This window comes from Paenibacillus sp. FSL H3-0302, from assembly GCF_037982245.1.
GTDB classification, from domain to species: Bacteria; Bacillota; Bacilli; order Paenibacillales; family Paenibacillaceae; genus Paenibacillus_AQ; species Paenibacillus_AQ odorifer.
Genome location: NZ_CP150284.1, coordinates 1,457,016 through 1,470,707, shown reverse-complemented (window position 1 = coordinate 1,470,707; position 13,692 = coordinate 1,457,016). Strand labels below are relative to the sequence as shown.

14 protein-coding genes are annotated in these 13,692 nt (G+C 43.4%); 11 read left to right on the top strand and 3 right to left on the bottom strand.

Going from position 1 to position 13,692, the window contains the following annotated elements; genetic code table 11:
* Positions 1-112 precede the first annotated feature (112 nt).
* The 9 genes from MHH50_RS06540 (at position 113) to MHH50_RS06500 (ending at position 8,779) form a co-directional block, all read left to right on the top strand.
* The gene (locus MHH50_RS06540; RefSeq protein ID WP_139330130.1) at positions 113-1,726 is read left to right on the top strand and encodes a spore germination protein; all 1,614 of its coding nucleotides are present in this window, start codon (positions 113-115) and stop codon (positions 1,724-1,726) included.
* Entirely contained in the window at positions 1,719-2,822 is a 1,104-nt protein-coding gene (locus MHH50_RS06535; RefSeq protein ID WP_076185704.1) for an endospore germination permease, read from the top strand. Before MHH50_RS06540 ends, MHH50_RS06535 begins: the two co-directional genes overlap by 8 nt.
* Positions 2,815-4,038, top strand: a complete 1,224-nt coding sequence (locus MHH50_RS06530; protein WP_076282232.1) for a Ger(x)C family spore germination protein — start codon at positions 2,815-2,817, stop codon at positions 4,036-4,038. Before MHH50_RS06535 ends, MHH50_RS06530 begins: the two co-directional genes overlap by 8 nt.
* Before the next feature lie 24 nt (positions 4,039-4,062).
* Positions 4,063-4,251: a CLC_0170 family protein gene (locus MHH50_RS06525; protein ID WP_076128081.1), complete on the top strand. Its 189-nt coding sequence runs from the start codon at positions 4,063-4,065 to the stop codon at positions 4,249-4,251.
* Positions 4,252-4,352: 101 nt separating this feature from the next.
* Complete coding sequence (locus tag MHH50_RS06520; protein ID WP_076128083.1) at positions 4,353-5,333, top strand: RluA family pseudouridine synthase; 981 nt, start codon at positions 4,353-4,355, stop codon at positions 5,331-5,333.
* A 153-nt stretch (positions 5,334-5,486) separates the two neighbouring features.
* Complete coding sequence (locus MHH50_RS06515; protein WP_076128085.1) at positions 5,487-6,008, top strand: hypothetical protein; 522 nt, start codon at positions 5,487-5,489, stop codon at positions 6,006-6,008.
* Between the two features lie 47 nt (positions 6,009-6,055).
* Positions 6,056-6,451, top strand: a complete 396-nt coding sequence (locus MHH50_RS06510; RefSeq protein WP_076309610.1) for a hypothetical protein — start codon at positions 6,056-6,058, stop codon at positions 6,449-6,451.
* Positions 6,448-7,041, top strand: coding sequence for a TetR/AcrR family transcriptional regulator (locus tag MHH50_RS06505; protein WP_232061171.1), 594 nt, complete (start codon positions 6,448-6,450; stop codon positions 7,039-7,041). Before MHH50_RS06510 ends, MHH50_RS06505 begins: the two co-directional genes overlap by 4 nt.
* Positions 7,042-7,198: 157 nt before the next feature.
* Positions 7,199-8,779 (top strand): oleate hydratase, encoded by a 1,581-nt coding sequence (locus tag MHH50_RS06500; RefSeq protein WP_076128088.1) that lies wholly within the window; start codon positions 7,199-7,201, stop codon positions 8,777-8,779.
* 139 nt (positions 8,780-8,918) lie between these two features.
* On the opposite strand, the gene MHH50_RS06495 is transcribed toward MHH50_RS06500, so the two are convergent.
* Positions 8,919-9,641, bottom strand: coding sequence for a DsbA family oxidoreductase (locus tag MHH50_RS06495; protein ID WP_076142179.1), 723 nt, complete (start codon positions 9,639-9,641; stop codon positions 8,919-8,921).
* A gap of 197 nt (positions 9,642-9,838) precedes the next feature.
* On the opposite strand from MHH50_RS06495, the gene MHH50_RS06490 reads away from it, so the two are divergent.
* Together MHH50_RS06490 and MHH50_RS06485 are read left to right on the top strand one after the other, a co-directional pair.
* A complete protein-coding gene (locus MHH50_RS06490; protein ID WP_254848783.1) occupies positions 9,839-10,810 on the top strand; it encodes a glycosyltransferase family 2 protein in 972 nt (323 codons plus the stop codon).
* A 173-nt stretch (positions 10,811-10,983) separates the two neighbouring features.
* On the top strand, positions 10,984-12,090 hold the full coding sequence (locus MHH50_RS06485) for an FAD:protein FMN transferase (protein ID WP_076128094.1): 1,107 nt from the start codon (positions 10,984-10,986) through the stop codon (positions 12,088-12,090).
* A 311-nt stretch (positions 12,091-12,401) separates the two neighbouring features.
* On the opposite strand, the gene MHH50_RS06480 is transcribed toward MHH50_RS06485, so the two are convergent.
* Both MHH50_RS06480 and MHH50_RS06475 read right to left on the bottom strand, forming a co-directional pair.
* Positions 12,402-13,124: an HAD family hydrolase gene (locus MHH50_RS06480; protein ID WP_076281995.1), complete on the bottom strand. Its 723-nt coding sequence runs from the start codon at positions 13,122-13,124 to the stop codon at positions 12,402-12,404.
* Between the two features lie 33 nt (positions 13,125-13,157).
* Entirely contained in the window at positions 13,158-13,619 is a 462-nt protein-coding gene (locus MHH50_RS06475; RefSeq protein WP_076306749.1) for a GNAT family N-acetyltransferase, read from the bottom strand.
* Between the last annotated feature and the right edge of the window lie 73 nt (positions 13,620-13,692).

Sequence of the window (13,692 nt, the reverse complement as noted above, 5' to 3'; positions counted from 1 at the left end):
GCAACACTTCTTAACTATCATCACCCTGTTCTTCTTTTGAAATATTTACATAAAAGGTCTTCTTTTAAGCCAAGCTTTAATAAGCGTGATTTCATAGAAAGGTGGAGCGACCGTGCAAAATTGGAAACAAAAATATACCTCCTTTAAACAAAAGCCTGCACGTAACGAGTCCTCTGCCCAGGACAATCGTCCAGTAAAGCCATTGGATTCCAGCCTGAAGAGCAATATAAGCTTCATTCGACAAGTCTTTGGAGAAGACAGCGACCTTATTGTCCGCAACTTCAAGGTATACGGTAGATATGATGCGGCTATTATCTTTTTTTCTTCTGTGGTGGACCAGAATCAAATTCAGAACTATGTTTTAAAGCCATTAATGAATGTTTCCTCCGACCACTCAGAAATTCCAAAAGATCTAAAGGATTTACCTGATTACATCTGGAGTATGACGGTACAAGTCACACAAGGTAACCGCACTAAGGACCTAAATACTCTAGTCTCCGTCTTGTTGGATGGAAATGTAGTTCTAATCATAGATGGAATGGATCAGGCACTTTACTTCAATCTGCGTAAAATTGAGCATCGTAGCATTGAGCAACCTCAAACTGAACAAGTTATACGCGGTTCACGTGATGGGTTTATAGAGAATTTAGAATCCAACATCTCTTTGCTTCGCTATCGACTACAAACGCCGGATTTTCGTGTAGTAACTGCCCCTCTTGGCGTACGGACGCGCTCAAAAGTAGCTGTTTGTTATATCGAAGGAATAGCCGATCCAGGGCTAGTTCAAAAGGTGATGAAGAGATTATCAGCAATAAATGTAGACGGCATCCTTGATGCGGGGTATATCGAGCAATTTATAGAGGATCATCCCCTTTCCCCGTTTCCACAGGTTCAGCCAACCGAACGTCCGGATAAATCTATAGCCTCTTTATTAGAAGGACGAGTCATCATCCTTGTAGATGGCTCACCTTTCTGCCTCATCGTCCCGGCACTTTTCAACCAATTCTTTCAGACGATGGATGACTATACGGAACGTTTTATCGTAGGAAGCCTCCTAAGAATGATCCGCCTGATCGCATTATTATTTTCCCTTTTCTTCCCTGCCTTATATGTATCCATTATCTCTTTCAATCCTGAGCTACTGCCGACAGAGTTCGCCGTAGCAATAACAGGTGCAAGAGCTGGCGTACCCTTTCCAGCCGTATTGGAAGTTCTGATTATGGAAGTCTTCATGGAAGTGCTGCGCGAAGCAACCATTCGCCTACCGCAAATGATTGGCGGGGCTCTTTCTATTGTAGGTGTGCTTGTCATTGGTCAGGCAGCCGTAGCAGCAGGTCTGGCGAGTCCAACTACCGTAGTTGTTGTCGCTATAACGACCATAGGGTCTTTTGCCACACCCGCTTACAATGCCGCAATCTCTTCAAGAATGCTTAGATTTCCATTGATCATATTGGCAGGCTGCTTTGGCCTGTACGGAGTAATGCTGGGCACTATTGTTATTATCAACCATTTGTTATTCCTGGAATCTTTTGGCGTTCCCTACATGACACCCTTTGTCCCTACGATATGGAAGGACCTTAAGGATAGTATCGTTCGGGTACCTTTATGGTGGATGCGAAGCCGCCCAAGCTTTCTTAATACACCTGATCCTGATCTTCTTGCCAAGGATATTCCGAAAATGCATACCGATCTGATTTTTAAGGAGAAAAGTGAAGCTGATGAATAGTAACCGCCCCATAACAACGATCCAAGTCATGGCTGTAATCGTCAGTACGATTATAGGAATAGGAATCTTAAGTATTCCTCGTTATATGGCTGAAGCCGGAGACAGTGGTGCACCGCTCGTGACTGCTTCTGGTGTACCTGTTGCTTTTTTGGGTTGCTGGTTTACAGCAGCTGTCTGCCGAAAATTCCCGAACGAAACGTTGTTCGTATTCAGCCGCCGCCTTCTCGGAACTGGGCTCGCGGATATTTTCTCCATTTTTATTTCTTTGTTTTTTGCTTTTTCTGCCGGGATCACCATGCGCCAATTCGGAGAAGTATGTGTTGCGGTTGTCTTTAAAAAGACACCCATCGAAGCAGTAATTCTCTTAATGCTCCTACTGGTTGCCTTATCAATCCGAAGAAATATTGTGAAATTCACTTATGTTCATGTTTTCTATTTACCTTTTATTCTATTATCTGTTATAGCAATTGCCTTGGTAGCTATGAAAAATGTTGACGTTCTAAACTTGCTACCCCTCACCGGAAATCACACCACCTTTTCAAGCTTTTCCAAAGGAACGATTACGTCTGCTGGCCTTTATCAGGGCACATTTGTCATCATCCTGCTGGTTCCTTTAATGAAAAAACCTCAACAGATCCTTAAAGCAGGCACTGTTGCGCTTTGTATCATTGGATTCATTTATGTAATGATCGTTTGGGTCACTTTAGGCATGTTTGGAGCTCAAGAAACCAAATTACTTTCCTATCCAACCTTAGAAGCAGCTCGCTCCATATCCATCGGCGCAGGACTTTTAGAACGGTTTGATGCTCTTTTTATAATAATTTGGGTGGTTTCTATATTCACTTCCATCTTTACGAACTACTACTTAGCTGCATACTCTCTGCAACAAGTGCTGCGGCACAAGGATCACCGCCTAATATCCAGCTTCTTACTTCCACTTATCATCACTTTTTCACTTTTGCCGAGAAATATATTTCAGGTCTATTCATTTGCTAGCATTACAGCGATAATCGGTTTGATTTTTTTGACCTTCTATCCTCTTTTATTATGGTTAGTCTCTCTAATCCGAAATAAAGGAGCCATTTCTCATGAATAAAAAAATTTACAAGCGTGTAGTTCTTATATTTATTCTCTCACTCATGTCTGGTTTACTCTCAGGGTGCTGGGACCAGCTTGAAATAGAAGACCGTGCATTGGTGCTAGGGTTATCCATTGATTCCGTCCCTCCAGACAGCAAAATAAATGATGATCAAACCACTCATCTTAAAAGCGCAAATATTAGCCTTCCCAAAATCCGTGTGACCGCCCAAATTGCGGTTCCGGGAAGAGTTCCACTCGGACCAGGCAGTGGGGGTGAAGGCGGAGGCGTGAATCAAAATCCAGTATGGGTCGTAGAAGTGTACGGGTACACCTTAGATGACGCCATGAACAATTTACAGCAGCAAATTTCTGATCCACGTTATCTAATTCATTTACGAGTGATTATTATTAGTGAGGACATCGCAAAAAAAAGCATGAATGACTTAAATGATTATTTGCGGCGAAATCCAGAAGTTCGTCGCCGGACCTGGCTGCTAGTATCCGAAGGGGAGGCTGCTAAATTTATGAATATTAATCCTCCGCTGCAGCGAGTGCCGACCCTTTACATCCTCTCCACCATGGAAAAAGCAGTAACATCAGGAAAATTCCCCGCTGATTATATAGGTGTATTCTGGTCAGCAGAATCCAAATGGGGCGAAAGTGGTTATCTGCCTTACGTCTCATTACATCAGGAAGACAATATCATGATTAAAGGCCTAGCTTACTTTAGTGGTGGAGTGATGGTCGGATCGACGATTCCGATTGAGATTGGCGCATATATGTCCATGAAGGGCATTAATCCAGGGGGATACTCCGATCTTTTTTATGCTGATGAATTCGGTCCGGTGATGCTCAAGGTCAACGACCGGTTCACGAGGGTGAAGGTTCATTTCAAAGAGGGCAAACCTCACATCACCTATAATCTCACTTTAGAGGCGGCTCTAGATGAGCATTTACGTAGTGATATCCCTATCGATTCCAGCCGTTCTTTAGAAAAGATTGAAGATATTTTTCAAAAGAGAGTGATCGGTATTTTCAACCACCTTATCAAAGAAACTCAACAAGCGCATTCCGATGTCTTTGGCATGGGTGAATATATTCGTGCATATGCTCCCTCCTACTGGAAAGCCAATATTCGTGACAAACATGACTGGGAGCAGCAGTATTCCAATCTCAGTATTGAAGTTAAGTTGAAAACTCACATCGACAGAGTAGGTCTTAAACAAAATTAAATGACGTTTATGGGAGGCTCTACTATGCTCTATCACCAGCTAACCTACGTAATTGTTGCGCTGCTGATCTCCAGTGTTCTGTTGCTTACTGTGGATACTAAAATATATGCAGTCAATGCCATGCACCGGGAAAAGAAATATGCCCGCATATTAGGCTGGATTTATCTCGGTTTATTCCTGCTTCTTGGATTAGCCCAGCTGTTCTATTTATGAGCATTTACAAACCAAACCAGCAAGCCTGCCCTCTCCATAGTATTTCTTCACAGCCCATGGTATATTGAGGAGTACAATATTAAAGGACGGAGAATGCATCCATGAACTCAAGAAGAAATCCTAAAGAAACAGCCAAAAGAGGTACTCGTTCTCACAGCAAGCCTACTGGCAAGCTTAACCATAAAACTAAAACAACCGCAGCACCCAAGTCTTTTACTGTAAACGAACCTTCTGAACTGTTGCCCTTCTTACTCACCCACGTCACGGGTCGCGGACGAAATGCGATTAAATCCATCCTATCGCGTGGACAAGTGTCGGTGAATGATAAGGTAGTTACACAGCATAATTTCCAACTGCATCCGGGTCAAAACGTTACTATTGATCAAGAGAAGCCTGTACAAACAGCAGAGATGATCGGACTTAAAATCGTTCATGAGGATGAAGATCTGATCATTGTTCAAAAGGATGCTGGACTGCTATCTATCGCCACTGCGGAAGAAAATGAATTGACGGCTTACCGCCAGCTTATGGAGCATGTCCGTGTTAGCAATCCAAAAAATCGGATTTTTGTCGTACACCGTTTGGACAGAGATACTTCAGGCGTAATGATGTTTGCCAAAAGCGAACGGATTCAGCAGGCATTACAAACTACGTGGAAAGATACTGTGAAGGAACGTTCTTACGTAGCGCTCGTGGAAGGCGCGGTTAAAAGACCTGAAGGCAAGATAAGCTCTTGGCTCAAAGAAACCTCAACCCTTAAAATGTATTCCAGTCCTCATGAAGGCGATGGACTACATGCAATTACACATTATAAGCTTATTCAGGCTAACCGCCATTTTTCCTTGCTAGAGGTTAAGCTCGAAACCGGACGAAAAAATCAGATTCGGGTGCATATGGCAGATATCGGCCACCCTATCGCAGGTGACAAGAAGTATGGGGCAGAGACCAAAACGGTAGGGAGACTTGGACTACATGCTCGAGTGCTCTCTTTTATTCATCCAACCACTGGAGAACTGATGACCTTTGAGAGCCCGATTCCGAAGACGTTCCTGAAATATACTGCGCCTGCGCCTACAAACTAAGAATTGAACGTATACCCACGACTGACGAGCCTTCCCGCTTATGGGAAGCCGTAACTTCTACACAAGATGCCCGGTCCATTTGGTCCTGGGCGTCTTTTTTTAACTTCCTATCACATCATGTTACAATATAAATAAACAAAGAAGGTGCCCTTATTGTTCCATCCTACTGTTTTCGATAATATTAAGATCGCCTTTGAGAACCAGATTTATGACTACGATAATTTAGACGGAATACTGGTGGTTACGGATCGCTCCGACCTTCTGAATATGGCGCTGATGTCCAGAGAGTTCAGTCTCTCCTTCCAATTAACTGCAGGCAGGAAAGTAACCGCCGAAATCCTGCTCACTTCGACCACGAAAGATCTCAGCGATGAAATCATGGAGGTTCCTAATACGGATCCCGGCTGTAATCTTTCACTTCGTTTTTATATGGAAGTCGAAGATATTCCTAACGAATGTCAGGCGATAGACAGTATTCTAAAAGCGATCTGGGGACCTGATTTCCAGCCTGTGCAATCTTTAAGCTTCATATATGGCCAGGAAAGTGAAACTTACAATAACTGCATCGAGCTACAATTCAAAAGACAACTTACAGAAGAACAAATGGAGGACATTCCAAACCTGCTAAGCCACCTGCTGCAAAGTGCGGAAGAACTGGAATCCTTCACGGTATAATTCCTACTTTTTAACGTTCGAACTATGGGAAAAGAGGTGTGCATGAAATGAAATTCCTGCCTGCTACCAAAAGTAAACGTTGGTTTCTCTGGATGACCGTTTATGCCATTCTGCTATGGCTTCTTTTCCCTCTGCACCGATTTGTGATGCTGGCCCAAGAAATGGATACCACACTCTTACTGCGCTTTGCTCTTTTTTCCGTAGTAGTGGCAGGCATCGTCAACACTTTAGGCTGGCTCGGAGCACGTCTGCTCTGGGTATTTAGTACGGCGGGAATAATCATAGGCGCGGCATTTATGCTGGGCTACACCTACAAAGAGATGTCCGGTTGGGAGGATCTCGCAGGCTTCCTCGCATTTTCCTTATTTTCATGTGCCGGATTTGCACTGGGTTTATTAGCGGAAGGTATTCGTCTGCTGTATACGCGAGCATCGAAGTCTTGAATGGAAGAGGTGAAACGCTGTTGTCCAATTCTTTTCTAACCAAAAATGCATTGTCCCATTCTTTAAAAGAACTAATGGAGCATACACCGCTCAATAAAATTACTGTTAAACAACTAGTGGACCATTGCGGACTAAACAGACAAACCTTTTATTATCATTTTCAGGATATATTTGATTTGCTAGGTTGGATCTATAAGACTGAGGCTGTCGAAAGCCTCGCCCAGTATCGCAGCTACAGCACTTGGACGGACGGTTTTTATAGAATCTTCTGCTATATTGAGCGGAATAAATCCTTTTGCTGTAACACGCTAAATTCACTAGGCAGAAATCACCTGGATGCATATCTGTACGAGGTGACAAACGATCTCATCATGGGGGTTATAAACGAGCTGTCCTCCGGGATGGAGGTTTGCGAAGAAGACAAGCATTTTATAGCCAATTTCTATACGCTCGCCTTCACAGGCCTAATCATTCAGTGGATGAGAGAAGGCATGAAGGAACAACCGCACCATATGATTGAGAAGCTAAGTGATCTAATTGAAGGAAATTTTCTGAAAGCTTTACACAAATATGAGAACCATCCGTTGTAACCTTTGGTTGCAGCGGTTTTTTTTGTCTAAAAACTAGACAGATCACCCATAATGACAAAAATCCAGACACTCTAAAGAGTTTGATTATACCTTCAAAATAGGAGTTGGTTTACATTAAGAGTGTGATTATTTAAACAACTACTTGGAGGCGACCATTGTGAAAAAAGAGTACGGTAATAGACAGGTTTATTTTGTCGGTGGCGGAATTGCATCCCTAGCGGGCGCTGCTTACCTGGTCAGAGACTGTGATTTTCCGGGACAAAACATTCACATTATTGAAGAGATGAAGATTCTTGGTGGTAGCAATGACGGCGCAGGTGACGCTGAACATGGTTACGTTGTCCGCGGCGGCCGTATGCTCAACGATGAAGCTTATGAAAATCTCTGGGAACTATTAACAACGATTCCTTCTGTCGACCGTCCGGGGTTGTCTGTGCGGGATGAAATTATTGCTTTTGATACCGCTAATCCAACACACTCAAACGCCAGACTAGTAAATAAAGACGGCAAAGTAGAAGATGTATTGTCCATGGGTTTTGATATGGCTGATCGTCTCGCTATGGGCAAGCTGATTATTACACCAGAAGATAAAATGGGGAAAGCGCGTATCAACGACTGGTTCGCCCCTCACTTTTTCACAACAAACTTCTGGTATATGTGGGCTACTACTTTTGCATTCCAACCTTGGCACAGCGCTGTAGAGTTTAAAAGATATATGCTCCGTTTCTTCCATGAATTCCCAAGAATTCAAACACTGGAAGGTGTAACCCGCACTCCTTATAACCAATATGATTCCATCATTCTGCCTTTGCACAAATATCTTGAACCATTTGGTGTCGATTTCACACTGAAATGTACAGTGACTGATCTGCAGTTCAAAAAAGGTGACGGAATTACCGTAACCCAAATGAATGTAGTGCGCGAAGGTGTCAAAGATGTGATTGATGTAAAAGAAGATGATCTTGTGATTATCACAAACGGTTCTATGACCGAAGGCTCCAGCCTTGGTTCTATGACTTCTGCTCCACGCCTTAACGGCAAGGGAAGCTCGTGGAAATTATGGGAAAACATCGCTTCCAAGAAACCAAGTCTTGGCAATCCTTCTTCGTTCGATGATCATGTAGACGGTTCGAAATGGGAGTCCTTTACTGTAACTTTCCATGACTCCAAATTCTTCGATCTGATGGAAAATTTCACACGTAACCGTGCCGGCACAGGCGCTTTGGTCACATTCAAGGATTCGAGCTGGTTTATGTCCGTTGTACTGGCCTACCAACCGCATTTCCGCAATCAACCTGAGCATGTTAAAGTGTTCTGGGGTTACGGACTGTATCCAGACAAAGTTGGGGATTTCGTGAAAAAGAGAATGTGTGATTGTACCGGCGAAGAAATCATGCAAGAATTGATCGGTCATCTTCACTTTGAAGAACATAAGGACGAGATCATGGCTACCGCCAACTGTATTCCTTGCATGATGCCTTATATCACTTCACAGTTCATGCCTAGACTCAATAGTGACAGACCAAAAGTTGTCCCTGAGGGTTCCACGAACCTGGCCTTTATTGGACAATTCTGTGAAATTCCAGATGACGTTGTATTCACTGAAGAATACTCCGTGAGAGCAGCGAGAATTGCGGTATATACTCTACTTGGTATCGAACGGCCTATCGAGCCAATCAACCAATATCAATACGATGTACGTACACTATTCTCAAGCTTTGTTACATCTTTCAGATAAAACAACAATCAGCGGCGAGCGCTTCCGGATATCGGGAGCGCTTGTTTTTGAGTGTGGGAAGCAACAAAAGAACAGTTTTATCGAAACAAAAAAGAGCTGAGGGCTCCCTCAGCTCTTTTGTTTTACTCGAATCCAAAATTTAAATATTGCAAGATCCATCTGCGCAGCCATCATCGGTGGATACTTCAGAATTCCCCTTACCAACCACTTGTAATGTTGGTCCTGCTTGTTCCTCCGCCCACACAGTATCCAGTACCTCTGTAAATACAGGACCTGGTTGTGCACCAGATAAAGCATATTTATTATTGAATACAAAGAAAGGTACACCGGTAATATTAAGACGGCTTCCTTCTTCAATATCGCCATTAACCTCATTCGCAAAAGCATCCGTTTCCAGCATTGCCGCAGCTTCCGCTTGATCCAGACCTACTTCAGCAGCGAGTGAAGCCAGTACACTGCGATCTCCAAGATTTAATGAATCCGTAAAGTAGGCACGCAGCAGACGTTCGGACATTTCTGCACCTTTTCCCTTTGTGCTTGCAAAATGACTCAGTCGGTGACTGTCAAAAGTGTTGGTATGCTTCACTGTATCAAAATTAAATTCCAAACCCACATCTTTAGCTTGCTCCGCTAGTTGTGCGTTCATTGCTTTTGCTTTTTCGACGGTCATCCCGTATTTGGTAGCCAACAGCTCATGAATACTCTTGTCTGTACTTACCTCTGCATGTGGATCCAATTGAAAGCTACGGAATACTACCTCCACTTGATCACGGTTCGGGAATTGGCTTAGCGCATTCTCCAAACGTCTTTTGCCAATATAACAAAAAGGACATGCATAATCGGACCAGATATCTATTCTCACGAAAAAACCTCCTAATATTATTGATAATTTGTAGCTGTTATATAAGAGTAATAACTAAATATACGTCGCTTACTATTATATAGTTAAAAACTCAAAATTACAAACTTAACTTTTATTAAAATAACATTTATAGACGTGAATGCTAAAGCAAAAAGTAAACGAAAGTGGTATATACGCTCCCCTTCAGGGCAGATAGAATGAAGTTAACACCAGACATTCCGAAGGGAGATCCCCATATGCATGATGTATCTATAGTGATACCTACCCGTAACCGTATAAACGACCTTACAGTGTGCATAGAATCTATAAGCAAGCAGACACAGCTAGAGAATGTCTCCATCGAGCTCTGGATTGTAGATGACGGTGAGATTCCTGTAGAAAGATTAACCTATTATCGTAACATACTGAACAAATTGCCACAGGCTGAGTTTCGATATCATCGTAAGACTAATCCGGGTCTCTGGCTCTCCCGTTATGAGTCACTTGGACTAGTAAATGCTGAAATTGTGCTTCATTTAGACGATGATGCAGAATTAGATGATTCCTTATATATTCGACGATTACTTGATACTTATGCAGCGGACGATTCAATTGTCGGTGTAGGCGGGGTTGCTAAAGGCATGCGCAGCAGCAAACCGGGCCGGCTGTTTGGCATGCTGACCGGACAAATGTCCGGATCCCCGGGCAGATTATCCCCAAGCATGTTTGCAGGCTCCCTATACCTCTGGGGAGAGAAAGAGCAGGTTTTTGAGACGGATTTTTTTCACGGCTGCAATATGTCATTCCGGCGCTCAGCATTACAAGATATGAAACCCTATCCCTGGATGACAAGTTACTCCATTGCCGAGGATATTTACTTGTCCCATTTGGCTAGCCGTTATGGCAAGCTTGTCATTAACCCGGCTATGAAAATCATTCATCATGAGTCGCCGGGCTCTCGGGATAAGGCGGGCGTTGTTGCAAGAGCTACTGCCATCAATCATTATTATCTGCTCAACTTACGTAAAGCACCCCCTATGAATTATGCCGCATTGATCTGGACGTTAACCTGTCTGACAGGCAAAGAAACTCTCAAACGAAATTTCAAAGCCGTTAGCGGTTATGCCAAAGGAATCCTTTTCGTAATGAATCCTCGTAAAAACAAATACCGTGAATACATGCTAGATTAGCTTAATAGTTACCTCTATATCCACAGCGTTGCTCCGAATCAGATTGCGGGGCTTTTTTTTCGTGCAGACGGAGTTGTACCTAAATATGCCATGAAATTAATTTCCATCAACTTCTGATCTAGGGTATGATAGTAATAATGTGTTTTAGAAACTAACTTTATGGATGGTGGAATATGTTCAAGAACAAAAAAACGACGTTGATCCTCGTTGTTATCCTCATCGTCGTCATAGCTGTCGGCGCTTGGCTAATTACTAAAAATAAGGATGACAAAGCGACGGAAACACCAGGTGGCGCAACAGCTTCAGGAAAAGGCGAAGCCAAGTCACTCTCACAGACCTTTTATATCTATGACACGGTCGTGAATATCAAAGTGTTCGGAGAAAATGTAGCCCAAAAAAATATGGATGATATCCAGCAAATGCTGGAGCGAATGGATATGGAGCTTAGCCGTACAAAAGAAGGCGGCGAGGTTTACGCAGTCAATCAAGCAGCAGGAAAAGAAGCGGTTGTCGTTTCGGAAGAGACCTTAGATGTTGTAAAACAATCGGTGCAATATGCAAAAGAAATGGACGGGCTATTCGATCCCACGATTGGTCCGCTGATCGACCTCTGGAACATCGGTAGTGGCGGGGATAAAGTCCCTGATCCAGCAGCTATCGATGCAGCCAAGAGCCTAACCAATTACAGGGACGTTGAAATTGACGAAGCTGCTAAGACCGTGAAGCTACTGAAGGAAAATATGGTACTGGATCTTGGAGGTATCGGCAAAGGGTATGCTGCTGACCGTATCGCTGATTATTTAAAAGAGCAAGGCCTTAACAGTGCAATGATCAACCTCGGCGGCAGCAGTATTATTGCGTTAGGTACGAAACCAAACGGAACGGATTGGAATATTGGTCTGCAAGACCCTGACCAAAGCCGCGGCACACAGCTAGGAACGATTAAAATCGCAGATGAGGTCATCGATGCTTCTGGTGTTTACGAACGTTATTTTATGCAAGACAATGTTCGTTACCACCATATTCTTGATCCACGCACAGGTTACCCTTCTCAGAACGGTCTCAAAAGCTTGACCATTATGAGCCCTAATGCAACAGATGCGGACGCTTTGTCCACTGGGGTATTCTTGATGGGGATCGAAGAAGGCATGAAATATCTGGAGTCGTTACCTGAAGATGTAGAAGCTTTCTTTATTACCGATGACAACAAAATCTACGCCACACCAGGCATTAAAGAAAGAATGAATCTGACTGACCCTACGTACAGCTTCGCTGATTAAATGAAATAGAGCTTGCCCCCATAAAGCCATTATTGGCTTTGGGAGGCAAGCTCTTTTGTTGTGGATAAAGGTTTTTTGGCATGGTTGAGGGAATACTATCGCCCAGCAGCCTAATAATTAGGGAATTCCTCCCTAAAATCATTAGATTTTTTCAAGGTAAACCTTCGATTAGGGAAAACCTCCCTAAAAATCACCCGAATATGGCTATAACCGTGCTTATTTAGGTTTTATTAGGGAGGAATTCCCCAATAACCTCCATTTCGCGCTTTAATCGATTAATTTCAGGGAGGTTTTCCCTAATTAATTCCCGATCAAGATTTTTGCAGCACCAAAGGCAACTCGCTAAATTCCTTATAATTCGTGAAAATATAACTAGGCTTATGATCCGTAGCCGGCTGTCTGCCTCTCGGATTATACCAGCAGACCTTCCAGCCAGCCGCAAGCGCTCCTACTACATCGTTAGCCCAGGTATCACCTATATAAAGTGAATGGTCTGGTGAAGTGCCAGACTTCTGATTCACATGCAAAAAGAGTTGCGGATCTGGTTTGGCCAGACCTACAGCGTCAGAAATAAAAATCATCTCCTCGGGGATCATCTGATCCAGACCTAATCCGCGAATCTTTTTCATTTGATGATCTTTGGGTCCATTCGTAATGATGCCTACTTTATGACCAGCAGTAATGAACCTTTCCAATTGCTCCCGGACTCCATCTATCATTTGAATGGTGTACTGACGGCCAATGTAAGCCGCTTGTACCGCCGTGGCTTGATCACGATCGAGCTGTAAACCATACTCTGCAAAAGCAAGCTCCAATCGGCGTACCCTAGTCTCCTCCAGCGGAATTTCTCCACGTAAATACATAGGCCATAATACATCACTATGATGTCTTACTTTATAAAATAACTCCGCAAAGTCCAGACTGCTCTCATCCGGTCTAAGCACTTGACGCACCGCTTCTTTAAAAGGAATCAAATGATCATATAAGGTATCATCAAGGTCAAAAAAGATTGCCAGCTTATTACTTGTATCCACTTTAACGCCCCTTACTCGTCTTTCTCTCTAGCTTTAGAAAAAAAGGTTATAGGTATAAAAATCATCATCCCGAATGTAGCCATGCGCTTCATATAAACGCTGTGCCCCCACATTCGCCGTCATTGTTGTCAGGGACAAGCCCTTCGTATTCGTTGCGAGCGCATGAGCTCTGGCACTTTCCAGCAGCTTGGAGCCGAGCCCATGACCTCGCAGTTCCGTAGTTACATATAGATCATTCAATATCCAGAGACGCTCCATAGAGACCGATGAAAAAGAGGGATAGAGCTGGGTGAAGCCCCACGCTCGTTTCTCCTCGCCTTCTCCCTCCACCGCAATAAAGATTACCGATTCGTTCAGCTTCAATCGATCTGATAAAAAAGCACGTGCACCATCCAGATCAGAGACTGCCCCATAAAATACCCGATACTCATCAAACAATGGGATAAGCCGTTCCAAATCATCATAGATCACACGTTCAATACGATAGTTGTTCATCCTCAACGCTCACTTTCCGGCTTGGGCCGTTTTAACGTTATTGTATATTTCAGCCGTACCGTGCACCATGGAG